Annotated in this window: 11 protein-coding genes; 4 read left to right on the top strand and 7 right to left on the bottom strand. The window is 60.6% G+C overall.

The features are described from left to right. Positions 1-5: 5 nt before the first annotated feature. Positions 6-1,007: a type I glyceraldehyde-3-phosphate dehydrogenase gene (gene gap, locus AC2FNZ_RS08395; RefSeq protein ID WP_170403304.1), complete on the bottom strand. Its 1,002-nt coding sequence runs from the start codon at positions 1,005-1,007 to the stop codon at positions 6-8. Between the two features lie 182 nt (positions 1,008-1,189). Between gap and AC2FNZ_RS08390 the strand changes: the two genes are divergently transcribed. After that, positions 1,190-2,161 (top strand): DUF808 domain-containing protein, encoded by a 972-nt coding sequence (locus tag AC2FNZ_RS08390; protein WP_093961957.1) that lies wholly within the window; start codon positions 1,190-1,192, stop codon positions 2,159-2,161. Positions 2,162-2,218: 57 nt separating this feature from the next. Here the strand turns inward: AC2FNZ_RS08390 and tkt are convergent, their stop codons facing one another. Then, positions 2,219-4,240, bottom strand: a complete 2,022-nt coding sequence (gene tkt / locus AC2FNZ_RS08385; protein ID WP_496840183.1) for a transketolase — start codon at positions 4,238-4,240, stop codon at positions 2,219-2,221. 235 nt (positions 4,241-4,475) lie between these two features. Between tkt and AC2FNZ_RS08380 the strand changes: the two genes are divergently transcribed. The 3 genes from AC2FNZ_RS08380 to AC2FNZ_RS08370 are packed head-to-tail and all read left to right on the top strand — an operon-like array spanning position 4,476 to position 5,901. Then, positions 4,476-5,162, top strand: a complete 687-nt coding sequence (locus AC2FNZ_RS08380; protein ID WP_496840182.1) for a hypothetical protein — start codon at positions 4,476-4,478, stop codon at positions 5,160-5,162. Beyond that, complete coding sequence (locus tag AC2FNZ_RS08375) at positions 5,162-5,557, top strand: cell division protein ZapA (protein WP_496840181.1); 396 nt, start codon at positions 5,162-5,164, stop codon at positions 5,555-5,557. Before AC2FNZ_RS08380 ends, AC2FNZ_RS08375 begins: the two co-directional genes overlap by 1 nt. Continuing rightward, positions 5,554-5,901, top strand: coding sequence for an MliC family protein (locus AC2FNZ_RS08370; RefSeq protein WP_496840180.1), 348 nt, complete (start codon positions 5,554-5,556; stop codon positions 5,899-5,901). The genes AC2FNZ_RS08375 and AC2FNZ_RS08370 overlap by 4 nt, the downstream gene beginning before the upstream one ends. 8 nt (positions 5,902-5,909) lie before the next feature. Here AC2FNZ_RS08370 and grxD read toward each other — a convergent pair whose 3' ends face one another. The 5 genes from grxD to AC2FNZ_RS08345 form a co-directional block, all read right to left on the bottom strand. Beyond that, positions 5,910-6,272, bottom strand: coding sequence for a Grx4 family monothiol glutaredoxin (gene grxD / locus AC2FNZ_RS08365; protein ID WP_170600625.1), 363 nt, complete (start codon positions 6,270-6,272; stop codon positions 5,910-5,912). A gap of 382 nt (positions 6,273-6,654) precedes the next feature. Continuing rightward, a complete protein-coding gene (locus AC2FNZ_RS08360) occupies positions 6,655-6,891 on the bottom strand; it encodes a BolA/IbaG family iron-sulfur metabolism protein (RefSeq protein ID WP_093961963.1) in 237 nt (78 codons plus the stop codon). Positions 6,892-7,030: 139 nt separating this feature from the next. Next, positions 7,031-9,190 (bottom strand): phosphoribosylformylglycinamidine synthase subunit PurL, encoded by a 2,160-nt coding sequence (gene purL, locus AC2FNZ_RS08355; RefSeq protein ID WP_496840178.1) that lies wholly within the window; start codon positions 9,188-9,190, stop codon positions 7,031-7,033. A 197-nt stretch (positions 9,191-9,387) separates the two neighbouring features. Then, complete coding sequence (locus AC2FNZ_RS08350; protein ID WP_496840177.1) at positions 9,388-11,640, bottom strand: mechanosensitive ion channel domain-containing protein; 2,253 nt, start codon at positions 11,638-11,640, stop codon at positions 9,388-9,390. 270 nt (positions 11,641-11,910) lie between these two features. Further along, positions 11,911-12,819, bottom strand: coding sequence for a LysR family transcriptional regulator (locus AC2FNZ_RS08345; protein WP_093961966.1), 909 nt, complete (start codon positions 12,817-12,819; stop codon positions 11,911-11,913). Positions 12,820-12,915 lie beyond the last annotated feature (96 nt).

The raw sequence follows: 12,915 nt of genomic DNA, 5'->3' as shown, positions 1-12,915 counted from the left end.
TGAGATCAGTTAAGCCGTCCCATGGCGACGGCCACATCGGCCATGCGTACCGAGAAGCCCCATTCGTTGTCGTACCACGCCAGCACGCGGACCATGCGGCCGTCCACGACGCGGGTCTGGTCGGGCGCGAAGATCGAGCTTTCTTCGGTGTGGTTGAAATCGGTCGAAACCAGCGGTGCAGGTTCATAGCCCAGAACGCGCTGCATCGGCCCCTTGGCGGCCTCGGCCACGATGGCGTTGACCTCGTCGACGGTCACCTCGCGCGCGGCGCGGAAGGTCAGGTCGACGGCCGACACGTTCGGTGTGGGCACGCGAATGGCCGAGCCGTCCAGACGCCCCTTGAGGTTCGGCAGAACCTCGCCCAAAGCCTTGGCAGCGCCGGTGCTTGTGGGGATCATAGACATGGCGGCGGCGCGGGCGCGGTACAGGTCGCCGTGGCGGCGGTCCAGCGTGGGCTGGTCGCCGGTATAGGCGTGGATCGTGGTCATGATGCCGTTTTCGATGCCGATGCCTTCGTCCAGAACCTTGGCAAGCGGGGCAAGGCAATTCGTGGTGCACGAGCCATTCGACACCATCCTGTCGTTGGCGGTCAGGCTGTTGTGGTTGACGCCGAAAACGATCGTCTTGTCCACGTTCTTGCCCGGGGCCGACAGCAGAACCTTTTGCGCGCCACGCTCAAGGTGCGTTTTGGCCTTCAGCCCGTCGTTGAACTTGCCGGTGCATTCAAGAACGACGTCGCAGCCTTCCCAGTCCAGCTCGTTCATGTCGTAGGTCGAGAACATCTGCATAGGCCCGCGACCCAGGTCCATCGTGTTGCCGCTGATCGAGACATCGCGCGGAAAGCGGCCGTGGATGCTGTCGTATTTCAGCAGATGCGCCGAGGTTTCAAGCGGTCCCGTGGCGTTGACCTTGATCACTTCGATATCGTTGCGGCCTGACGCGGCGATGTGCGACAGGGTACAGCGGCCGATGCGGCCAAAACCATTGATGCCGACCTTGATGGTCATTTGACGTCTCCAAATCCGCTTGTGTTCCGGGCGATATAGCGATGATCGGCCCATCAAAAAAGGTAGAAAATTACATATTTGCAATGTGTTAGCGCAAACTTCGTGTGGTTGCGCTAACGCTTGCGCTAGCTGTCGGATCGGTTAGGGTCCAAAGTGCGAAGGATGAACGGAAAGGATGCGGCATGAGCGGTTTGCTGGCCCTGTTGGACGATGTGGCGGGAATCGCCAAAGTGGCGGCGGCCTCGGTCGACGATGTGGCGGCGGCGGCCGGCAAGGCAGGGGCCAAGACCGCCGGCGTGATCATCGATGACGCGGCCGTCACGCCGAAATACGTCCAAGGGTTCGCCCCTGCACGCGAATTGCCGATCATCTGGCGCATCGCGCGCGGGTCGATGTTCAACAAGGTCATTCTGCTGCTGCCGGTGGCGCTGTTGCTGGCGAATTTCGCGCCGTGGCTAATAACGCCCTTGCTGATGATCGGTGGGTCATACCTGTGCTTCGAGGGCGCCGAGAAGATTTTTCACGTGCTGTTTCCGCATGGAAGCCACGTGATCGAAGAAGACATGAACGTCCGTGATCCGGGTCATCTGGAGGAGCAGAAGATCAAGGGCGCGATCAAGACCGATTTCATCCTGTCGGCCGAAATCATGACCATCGCTCTTTCTGCCATTGAGGCGCCGAATGTCTGGATGCAGGCCGCGACGCTGGCGGTTGTGGGGATCGGTGTCACGGTGGCCGTCTATGGCTCGGTCGCGTTGATCGTCAAAATGGACGATGTCGGGCTTTATCTGGCCAAGAACGCGCCGACACCGATCGGCCGCGGGTTGGGCCGCGGGCTGGTCAAGGCGATGCCGAAGGTCATGAAGACGCTGTCGGTCGTGGGTACGGCGGCGATGTTGTGGGTCGGCGGCTCGATCATGATCCATGGGCTCGAGGTGCTGGGCTTTGGGTGGCTCGGCCACCACATCCACGATTGGGCTTATGCGGCCGGTCATGCTGTGTCCGATCAATGGGCCGGCGCGGTGGAGTGGATCAGCAAGGCTGCTATGGACGGCGTGTTCGGGCTGGCTTGGGGGTTCGTTCTGATCCCGTTGGCGACCAAGGTCATCGCGCCGCTGTGGCCCAAAAAGGCAGAGCAGACAGCGGACCATTGAGTCCCAAAAGAAAAGGGCGGCACGATGACCGCCCTTTGATTGCTCGGATCGGCTGGATCAGCCCAGCAATTCCTTGACCTTGGCGACCGTCGCCTCGGCGGTGATGCCGAAATGCTTGTACAGTTCGCCTGCGGGAGCGGAGGCGCCAAAGCCCAACATGCCGATGAAACCGGCCTTGGCCTCGCGGCCGCGCTCGCCCAGCAGCCAGCGGTCCCAGCCTCCGGCACGGACGGCGGCCTCGATGCCGACGCGGACGGGGCCGGCGGGCAGGACCTTCTTGCGATAGGCTTCGTCCTGCTCGGCGAACAGCTCCATGCAGGGCATCGAAACGACGCGGGTGCCGATCCCTTCGGCCTCGAGCATCGCTTTTGCCTCCATGGCCAGCGACACCTCGGACCCGGTGGCGATCAGGATCGCCTGACGCTTGCCCTCGGCCTCGGCCAGAACATAGGCGCCCTGGGCGGTCAGGTTCTTGGCCTTGTGTTGGGTGCGCACGGTCGGCACGCCCTGGCGGGTCAGCGACAGGACCGAGGGGCTGTCCTTGAAGGTCAGCGCCAGTTCCCAGGCCTCGGCGGTCTCGACGGTGTCGGCGGGGCGGAACACATAGGTGTTCGGCGTTGCGCGCGAGATCGCCAGGTGTTCTACCGGCTGGTGCGTCGGGCCGTCCTCGCCCAGTCCGATCGAGTCATGGGTCATCACGAAAACGCTGGGGATCTTCATCAGCGCGGCCAGGCGCATCGACGGGCGCGCATAGTCGGTGAAGGCCATGAAAGTGCCGCCATAGGGGCGGATGCCACCATGCAGCGCCATGCCGTTCATCGCCGCGGCCATGCCGTGTTCACGGATGCCGTAGTGGATATAGCGGCCCTTGCGGTTTTCCGGCAGGAACACACCCATATCGGCCGATTTGGTGTTGTTCGACCCGGTCAGGTCCGCCGAACCGCCGACCGTCTCGGTCATGATCGGGTTCACGACGTTCAGCACCTTTTCCGACGAAGCGCGCGTAGCTAGCTTGGGTTGATCCTCGGAAACCTGCTTTTTGAAGGCACGGATCGCGCCGGCCAGCTTTTTCGGCGCCTCGAAAGCATAAGCGCGGTTGAACTCGGCCTGTTTGCGCTCGGAAAGCTGGGCGAAACGCTCTTCCCACGCCTTCCGTTCAATTGCGCCGCGCGCGCCGATTGCTTCCCAGGCCGATTTCACCTCGGCGGGGATTTCGAACGGGCCATAAGGCCAGCCATAGGCTTCTTTCGCGGCTTTCAGCTGTTCAGCATCGGTCAGTGCGCCGTGACCTTTCGAGGTATCCTGCGCGGCATGACCCAGCGCGATATGGCTTTCGCAGGCGATCATGGTCGGTTTCTTCGACGCCTTTGCTTGCACAATCGCCGCATCGATGGCCTTGGGATCATGGCCGTCAATCTCGATCACATGCCAGCCCGAAGCGGCGAACCGGCGCACCTGATCAGTGCGGTCGGCGATGTCCACGGTGCCGTCGATGGTGATGTTGTTGTTGTCCCAGAACACGATCAGCTTGCTCAGCTCGTGCCGACCGGCCAGGGTGATGGCCTCCTGGCTGACACCTTCCATCAGGCAGCCGTCGCCGGCGATTACATAGGTGTAGTGGTCGACAACCTTTTTGCCGTAATGGGCCCGCTGGATTTCTTCGGCCATCGCAAAACCGACGGCATTGGCAATTCCTTGCCCAAGAGGACCCGTGGTGGTTTCGACACCATCAATCAGGAAGTTTTCCGGGTGGCCGGCGGTTTTCGCGCCCAGTTGGCGGAAGTTCTTGATCTCGTCCAGAGTAACTGCGCTGTTGCCCGTCAGATAGAGCAGGGAATAGATCAGCATCGAGCCATGGCCAGCCGACAGGATGAACCGGTCGCGGTCAGGCCAGTTTGGGGCCGAGGCGTCGAATTTCAGGTGTTTTTCAAACAACACGGTCGCGACGTCGGCCATGCCCATCGGCATTCCGGAATGGCCGGAATTGGCGGCGGCGACAGCATCAAGGGTCAGGGTGCGAATGGCCGCAGCCTTCGCCCAGTGTTCAGGGTTGGCATTGCGCAGCGCAGTCAGGTCCACGGGTGTTGTTCCTTTGGATTACGGCAGATTGCGGGCTGAATACCATCCACCCCCCAAAGTGCAAGCGGAACCCGGCGCGGCGCATTGCCATCGCTTCAAGAGTGTTGCTCAAGTCTTTGAAAGCAAAGAGTGGGTATTTTGGCGAACATTCCGTTAGACTAAGTACCGGTACGAGCCGTATTGATTCGGCCATCGGAAAAACAGAACGAACCTTGGTAAAGAGGTGACAGGGGCAATGAGCCAGATCGAAGACTTACAGCGACGCATCATGGCCGCGATGGATCGGATTGGCACCGGGATCGAGGCGTTGCAATCGGCGGGTCCGGTCTCGGGCAGCGAAGATGGACAATTGCGCGCCGCTCTGGACGAGGAAAAGCTGGCCAATGCGCAATTGGAAGAGCGCCTGAAGTCTCTGAAGGAGCGGTATGATCAGGAAATCGACGCATTGCGCGCCCAGTTGGGCGAGTCCAATGCCAAACTGGCCACTGTCGAGGCCGCGCGTGCGGAGCTGGCCGAAGCCAAGGCCGCTCTTGAGAACCAGGACGAAGGTGCAGCGCTGAAGGCCGAGATCTCCGAGCTGCGGCGGCAGTTGGAGGATTCCGAGCGTATCCCCGAATTGAATGCCGAACTGGAAATGCTGCGGGCCGAACGCGCCAGCCACGGCGCCGCCATGTCGCGGCTGGATGACGACCTGCAGCGCTTGCGCAAGGCAAATGACCAATTGCGCGAAGCGGTCGACGAGCTGCGAAAGGCTGCCGAGGACGGCGTTCCCGATGCCGAGCTTCTAAACAAGGCAACCGTGGCCGAACTGGAGGCCACCCGGGCCGCCCGCGCCACCGATGCGGCCGAAGCTCACGCGGTTCTGGCACGGCTTGAGCCATTGCTGACCCATGCCAACCTGGCCGAAGGAGAGGTAGAGTAATGCCCGAGGTTACCATTCATATCGGCGGGCGCGGATTTGAGGTTTCCTGCCAAGACGGCGAGGAACCGTTTCTGCACGCAGCCGCGAAGATGCTGGATGATGAGGCCCAGGTGATGGCCGACCAGATTGGCCGTATGCCCGAGTCGCGGATGCTGTTGATGGCGGGGCTTATGCTGGCCGACAAAGCAGCGGCCACTGAGGATCGCATCAAGACACTCGAGGCGAAGCTGGCCGAAGTTGAAGGCGAATTGGAGCGTATGCGCAGTGCGCCCGCGCCCGAGCCGGAACGGATCGAAGTGGCCGTTGTCCCGCCGTCGGTTACCGACACGCTTGCGGAGATGGCGGCACGAGCCGAGGCGCTGGCCTCGGTGGTCGAAGAGAAGAACGCGAGATGACGCATTTGCGGAGTTTGTGCCTGGCGGCGTTGGCCGGGGCGGTCTCGGGCCCGGCAATGGCACAGATCGACATCCTATCGGTGACCTTCACCTGCGAAAATGGCGTTGAGCTGCCCGTGACATACTTCAATCCGTCCGACGGCGAAGGGGCTGCGGCGATGATCGTCGATGGTCAGTTGATTGCGTTGCGCCAGGTCCAGAGCGGCTCGGGCATCCGTTACGAATCGGTCAACGGGCAGGGGACGTATACCCTGCGGTCGAAGGGCTGGAACGCGATGGTCAGTTTCGCGGCGGCCGGAGCCACCGACGAAACCGATATTTTGAAAGACTGTGTCAGCCGCTGAGCGGCTGATCAGGCGTTTGCCTCGCGGATTTTGTCGGCGGCTTCCTTGTTGTAGGCGACACCGTTTCCGTCGAAGAGCGTGTCCAGCTCTCCTGAAAGGGTCATTTCCGTGATGATATCACAACCACCCACAAATTCGCCTTTGACGTAGAGCTGAGGCACAGTCGGCCAGTCCGAATAGTCCTTGATGCCCTGGCGGATTTCCTCGTCGGCCAGAACGTTCACGTCGGTGTACTCGACACCCATATAGTTCAGAACACCGGCCACCCGAGATGAAAATCCGCACTGCGGCATTTCTTTGGTGCCCTTCATGTACAGCACCACATCGTTGCTTTTGACGGTCTCGTCGATCTGGGTCTTAACGTCGGTCATTTCGCGTTTCCTTGTTTACGTTGGTCCGTCTGTCGGGCGGTCATTTCGATCGGCGGCTGCGCCACCAGTTTCTTGGTTCAGTACCCTGGTTCATCGCATGAACCTCGTCGATTACATTGACTTTTGTCACGCCGTCGGCTTCCCACGGTCTGTGTTTCAAAGCGTTGGGGTCGGGGCGCATATCCGACAATCGTCTTGTTCTGTTCCGTTTCAGATAAGCTTCGACGGTTGCCGCGGCAACCACCAGTCCACCGACACATATTCCGATCCAGACAACCCAACCAATCATGTCATATGGCCGAATAGTCGGATGCCGTCGGGGTGCACAAGGCAGCAGTTGCCGTCACCAGTGTGAGCATGGCACTGACCGCCGTGGGTCTCATCACTCGGGCACTTTCGTGGTCAACGCCAGCGCGTGCAACTCGCCATCCGGGCCGTCCATCTTGCCCTTCAGCGCCGCATAGACCGCGCGCTGTTGCTGGACCCTGTTCTTCCCGCGAAAGCTTTCGTCCACGACCATGGCGGACATGTGTACGCCATCGGTGCCGCCGACCTGGATTTCCGCATTCGGAAAGGCTTCGCGCAGCAGATGTTCGATTTCGTGGGCGCTCATTGGCATTTAGGATACTCCTGAAGGTCTTTTCAAAGATGTAGAGCGATGCCGAAGCCCGCGCAAGGGTGTGCAGCACCCTTGGAAAGGTCAGATCCCGCGCTGATCGAACAGCGCAGGATCCGAGTATGGTTCAGCGTCGTCGCGCTCAGGCGACGGCTTCGGCAAAACTGCTGCGGTACAGCGCTGAGAGTTCACTCAGAGAAGATTCCGACGCTCCGATCCGCACGGTTTCTCCGGTAAAGCGACCGACCGAAACCAGCGGGACGCCCGCCTGGCCCGCGGCAATCATCAGCGCCTCGGCCTGATCGAAGTTGCAGGCCACCAGGTAACGGCCCTGATCCTCACCGAACAGGAATTCGGTCGGGGCGTCATCAAGATGCACACCCACGCCCGCGGCTTCGGCCAGTTCGAAGGCCGCCAGTGCAAGGCCGCCATCGCTCAGGTCAGTACAGGCCTTGATCATCTCGCGATTGGCCCGGATGAAGTCGCCGTTGCGCTTTTCAGCATCCAGATCCACGTGCGGGGCGTCGCCATCTTCGCGGTTGAAGACCTCGGCCAACAGGGCGGATTGGCCCAGATGCCCCTTGGTTTCACCGATCACCAGCGCCACATGTCCTTCGCGAACTTCGGTGCCGATGATTTCGTCGGCGTGCTCCAAAAGGCCGACCGCACCGATGGTCGGTGTGGGCAGGATCGCCTGACCGTCGGTTTCGTTGTACAGCGACACGTTGCCCGAGACGATCGGCATGTCCAGCGCAGCCACGGCGGCGCCGATGCCTTGGATGGCACCGACGAACTGGCCCATGATCTCGGGCTTTTCGGGGTTGCCGAAATTCAGGTTGTCGGTGGTGGCCAGCGGCTTGGCGCCCACGGCGGTCAGGTTGCGATAGGCTTCGGCCACGGCCTGTTTGCCGCCTTCTTCGGGGTTGGCGCGCACGTATCGCGGGGTCACGTCCGAGGTGAAGGCCAGCACCTTGTCGGTGCCGTGGACACGCACCATGCCTGCGCCCAGGCCCGGCGTGCGTACCGTATCGGCCATGACCATGGTGTCGTATTGCTCAAAAACCCAATGCTTGCTGGCGTAGTTGGGCGACGAGATCAGCGCCCGCAGCCCGTCGATCGGGTCGATCTGCGGCACCTCGCCCAGATCTTCGGCCGCCGGGGTGGGAACCCAGGGGCGGTCGTATTCCGGTGCGGTCGAGGCCAGCTTCGACAGCGGAAGGTCGGCTTTGATTTCGCCGTTGTGCATGATCAGAAAACGGTCTTCGGCGATGGTTTCACCGACGATGGCGAAATCCAGATCCCATTTCTCGAACACGGCGCGGGCTTCGGCCTCAAGCTCGGGCTTCAGCACCATCAGCATGCGTTCCTGGGACTCGGACAGCATCATCTCATAGGCGGTCATGTTTTCTTCGCGCTGGGGCACGTTTTCCAGGTCCAGCCGGACACCCAGCCCGCCCTTGTCGCCCATCTCGACAGCCGAGCAGGTCAGGCCCGCCGCGCCCATGTCCTGAATCGAGATCACGGCGCCGGTCTGCATCAGTTCCAGCGTCGCCTCCATCAGGCGTTTTTCGGTGAAGGGGTCACCGACCTGCACGGTGGGGCGCTTTTCCTCGATCGTGTCGTCGAATTCGGCCGAGGCCATCGTGGCGCCGCCCACGCCGTCGCGGCCGGTCTTGGCGCCCAGATATACGACGGGCATGCCCACGCCCGATGCAGCCGAGTAGAAGATCTTGGCGGCATCGGCCAACCCGGCGGCAAAGGCGTTCACGAGGCAGTTGCCATTGTAGGCCGGGTGGAACCGCACCTCGCCGCCCACGGTCGGCACGCCGAAACAATTTCCGTAGCCACCGATGCCTTCGACCACGCCGTTGACCAACTGGCGGGTCTTGGGGTGGTTGGGTTCGCCGAAGGACAGCGCGTTCATTGCCGCGATGGGCCGCGCGCCCATGGTGAACACGTCGCGCAGGATGCCGCCCACGCCGGTTGCCGCCCCTTGATAGGGTTCGATGTACGAGGGGTGGTTGTGGCTTTCCATCTTGAAGACCACGGCCTGCCCGTCGCCGATATCGACCACACCGGCGTTTTCACCCGGGCCGCAGATCACCTGAGGGCCCGAGGTGGGCAGGGTGCGCAGCCATTTCTTCGAGGATTTGTAGGAACAGTGCTCGTTCCACATAGCCGAGAAGATGCCGAGCTCGGTAAAGGTCGGCTCGCGCCCGATAATCTCGAGGATCATATCGTATTCTTCGGGTTTCAACCCGTGTGCGGCAATCAGATCCGGTGTGATGGCGGGCTCTTGCATCGTGTGTCCTGTTTCCAAGGTGGCCGGGATTGCGGGCCTTTTAGGGCAACCGGGCGATTTGGGAAAGGGTCTAGAGCGCGCAGCGAACAGGAACCGGCCTTTTGCTGGCAGTATGCGGCGGTCTGCGACTGTTGAAATGCCCGTCGCATCGCCGGTTTGATGGGGACAGCAGCGCATGAGCCGCTGTCCCGTTGCCCTTATTGAGGCGGCTCTTCCTTCTTGTTCACGGCGTCGGCCGCGGCCGCGCCGATCGCCGCTTTCTGTTGTTCGCTCAGGTTTTCGGCCTCTTCCAACCCGGGGATGGCAACGCGCACCTCGCGGCGGGCAAAGTCGATCCCGTTCTCCTTGAACGCGGCCTTGACCCGGTTGAAGATCTCCTTGCGCAGGGTGAACTGCTTGCCGGGCTTGGCCATGAACTTGCCGCGGATGATCATGCCGACATCGTCGAAATCGAACACGCCCTGCGACTTGAACGGCTGGAGGAAGCCATCCTTGTGGACCGGGTCCTCCATCATCTCGGCACCAATCTTCTTGAAGATCTTCTTGACCTTGTTCGGGTCGGTGTCGAAGGGCACGGTGAATTTCAGCTTCATGATGACCCAGTCGCGGCTGTAGTTGGTCAGCTTCTGGATCTCGCCATAGGGAATGGTGTGAACCGGGCCGCGATGGTGGCGCAACTGCATGGACCGGATCGAGATTTTCTCGACCGTGCCGGTGGTGCCGCCCACATCGACGTATTCGCCCACGCGGAAGGCATCGTCGATCAGGAAGAAGATGCCGCCCACGATGTCCGAGACCAGTTTCTGTGCGCCAAAGCCGATGGCCAGGCCCAGGATCCCGGCGCCAGCCAGAAGCGGTGTGATGTCCAGGCCCAGCGCGCCCAGCGCCAGCAGGGCGAAGATCACCGAGATCGCGACCTGAGCTGTCACGCGCAGCAACGGCAGAACCGTGGCCAGTCGCGAGCCGCCGGCACCACCGCCTTCGCCGGCCTCCTCATCGGGGCTCTGCTCCGAAGCCGTCTGCTCTTTGGCAAGCCGGCGGTTGATCCAGAGCGAGACGACCTCGTTCAGGATGTAGCCGATTGCGATGATGATGAAGAACTGAACCAGTTTGCTGCCGGTTTCCGAGTCCCCGCCCGCAATATCCTGCAGGTCCAGATTCCAGGCATTCGCAATCATCAAAATGACCAGAATACCGGCCAGAACGCGTCCGATGCGGATGTAGCTACGTTTGGTCGATTTGTAGGCACGTTCCGCGATCGGGCCATCGCCCATCATCGGCGGCAGCAGGTGCCGGGTCAGCCCTCGGATCAGCGTGTCGAGTGCCGGTGCGATCAACAGCCAGAACATCGTGACGAAATGCGCGCCTTCGGCCAGAAGGGCAAACACGGCCGGATTACGCTGAGCTGCGAGGAATTCGACCAAAAGCCAGGTACCCGCCGACACGGCGATCGCGAAATACGGATAGTAGCGGGCGACTTCTTCGTCGAAATGCGTACGATCCGGATCGGAACCACGCATCATGTCGGTCAAGCCGTTGCGGGCCGTCCATGCAATGACGCCGACATAGATGTGGATGGCGGTGTTCAGCCAGAAACCAAGGCGCGATTCACCCGGCATCACGCCATTCATTGCATTGAAATCAAGGATGAACAGGGTGAACCCGATCAGCAGGAACAGGCCGATCAGGTTCCGATGCAGGTATTTTGCCCATTTGTCATTCACATTGACCAGTCGCAGATTGCTCTGCTTCGGAGCCAGAATGAAACGGGAAATCGCGGCTCCGAGGCGGGGGAACCAGATCAGGAAGAATACGAACGGTGCCGCCTGGGCAATCTGTTGTTCGTCCAGCAATCGACGCCCGACGAAGACCAGCGTGTAATAAAAGACAAGCAGCCCCAGAAACTCGACGCAGAAGCGCTTGAACAGAAAGACAACGGCGCCTTTTAGGTTGGTCGAGGCATCGCCATCGACGACCTTGATCCACCGGCGGGTCCAAAGGCCAACCGCCGTTTCTGCGGCGTACCCGATTGCCAGCGCCAGGAAGGTGAATCCGAACAGGGTTGCCAGACCGCTTGCGCCAAACTTGTTTCCGAAATTGCTGAACGCTTCGACCTGCGCCGAAACCAGCAGCGGAACCTTGCGGATGACATCCAGCCAAGACGCAGCCATGTCGCCCGCCGAGGATGAGATCGTTTGCAGCAGCCCCTTACGGGAAGTCTGCGTTTCGGCCTGTTTCGCCGCGACCGCATCAAGCCGTTCCAGCAGAATGGCCCGGACCTGATCGTCAGACATTCTCGCCACCAGATCGTCGACCTGTTCGGGGGTCAGATCTTCGGGGATGGTCACATGGCTGGTTGTGGGTTCGCTGGTGCTCTGGGCCATGCTTGGCCGGGCCAGGAACGTGACGGATACCAACGCCATCAAAAACAGGCGGAGTAGGCTGGTCATAAACTTTGTCCTCGAACACGAAATATTATGGTTTTTCGCGATCATAGGCCCGTTGGCAAAATAATTCCAAACGATTTGGCACCGAGCGCGCGGGTGCAGGCCAAAAAAAAAGGCCGAGCACTAAGCTCGGCCGTAGTCCAACAGGGAGGTATGAAGATGATGAGCGTTTCAGCATCATCGCCTTCGAGTGCTCATTTAGGGGTCACTCTGTGAACGATCAAGGTTTTTTGGGCGCATTGAGGGCATGTCCGCTATGCTGAGGGCGCATAGCTACAGTTTTCCCAGATGTTTCAGCTGTTTGCGATGCGCAATGATTTCATCCTGAACGAAATCACGGAACGCTGCGACCCGTTTTGAGTGCCTCAGTTCTTCCGGATAGGCCAAATATACCGGCACATTCGCCGTCTCGATGTCGGACAGGATCGGGACCAGGTCGGGGAAATCCTCGGTCACGTAGTCGGGCAGGACGCCAATTCCCAGGTCATTCAGAACACCCTGAAGAACACCGAAGTAGTTGTTCACCGTCAGCAGTGAGCTGGGTTCGTAGGTCATCAGGTGACTGACCATCGAAGCGCCAACGCCAACCTGGGGTGCGGCGGGGGTCTGACAGATCAGGCGGTGTTTCGAAATGTCCTCCAGCGTCTGAGGCGCGCCTCCGTGCGAATCCAAGTAGGTCTTGGTCGCATACAACATCATTCGAACGGTCATCAGTCGCTTGCGGACAAGATCGGCCTGACTGGGTTCCTTCATCCGGATCGCGACATCTGCTTCGCGCATCGGAAGATCCAGCACACGTTCTTCGAGCATCAGGTCAATATTCAGGTCCGGATACTGCTCATACAGCTTGGGCAGGCGCGGCGCCAGCCACAGGGTCCCGAAGCCAAAAGTCGTGGTGACCCGCAGGACTCCAAAGACCTCATCCTCGCTGTCTCGGATTCGCGCCGCGGCTGCGTCCAGACGCTTGGACATGGCCGTTGTTGCATCGAACAGAAGCTCGCCCTGTTCCGTTAGAATCAGACCACGGGCGTGGCGGTGGAACAGTGTGGCGCCCAGCGATTCCTCAAGCGCACGAACCTGACGGCTGACGGCGGATTGGGACAGATTCAGCTTGTCTCCGGCATGCGTCAGGCTGCCGGCGTCAGCTACCGCGTGAAATATTCTGAGCTTGTCCCAATTCATCGTCGCAACTTTCGTTATCCTTTGGCAGCCCTATATGAAAGAGGTAACAAATTCCATATTCAAACGGGGAAATCGTTACAGAACAGGGGGAATTTT

The sequence above is a fragment of the Ruegeria sp. SAZA006 genome (genome assembly GCF_059613465.1).
The sequence above is the reverse complement of the archived record's forward strand: the minus strand, read 5'-3'. Positions and strand labels throughout refer to the sequence as shown.

What these genes read in the sequence shown, in the direction of transcription:
- AC2FNZ_RS08370 (WP_496840180.1), top strand. Translation starts at nt 5,554, where the DNA reads ATGACGCATTTGCGGAGTTTGTGCCTGGCGGCGTTGGCCGGGGCGGTC.
- AC2FNZ_RS08360 (WP_093961963.1), bottom strand. Translation starts at nt 6,891, where the DNA reads ATGCCAATGAGCGCCCACGAAATCGAACATCTGCTGCGCGAAGCCTTT.
- AC2FNZ_RS08380 (WP_496840182.1), top strand. Translation starts at nt 4,476, where the DNA reads ATGAGCCAGATCGAAGACTTACAGCGACGCATCATGGCCGCGATGGAT.
- purL (WP_496840178.1), bottom strand. Translation starts at nt 9,190, where the DNA reads ATGCAAGAGCCCGCCATCACACCGGATCTGATTGCCGCACACGGGTTG.
- AC2FNZ_RS08345 (WP_093961966.1), bottom strand. Translation starts at nt 12,819, where the DNA reads ATGAATTGGGACAAGCTCAGAATATTTCACGCGGTAGCTGACGCCGGC.
- gap (WP_170403304.1), bottom strand. Translation starts at nt 1,007, where the DNA reads ATGACCATCAAGGTCGGCATCAATGGTTTTGGCCGCATCGGCCGCTGT.
- AC2FNZ_RS08375 (WP_496840181.1), top strand. Translation starts at nt 5,162, where the DNA reads ATGCCCGAGGTTACCATTCATATCGGCGGGCGCGGATTTGAGGTTTCC.
- grxD (WP_170600625.1), bottom strand. Translation starts at nt 6,272, where the DNA reads ATGACCGACGTTAAGACCCAGATCGACGAGACCGTCAAAAGCAACGAT.
- AC2FNZ_RS08350 (WP_496840177.1), bottom strand. Translation starts at nt 11,640, where the DNA reads ATGACCAGCCTACTCCGCCTGTTTTTGATGGCGTTGGTATCCGTCACG.
- AC2FNZ_RS08390 (WP_093961957.1), top strand. Translation starts at nt 1,190, where the DNA reads ATGAGCGGTTTGCTGGCCCTGTTGGACGATGTGGCGGGAATCGCCAAA.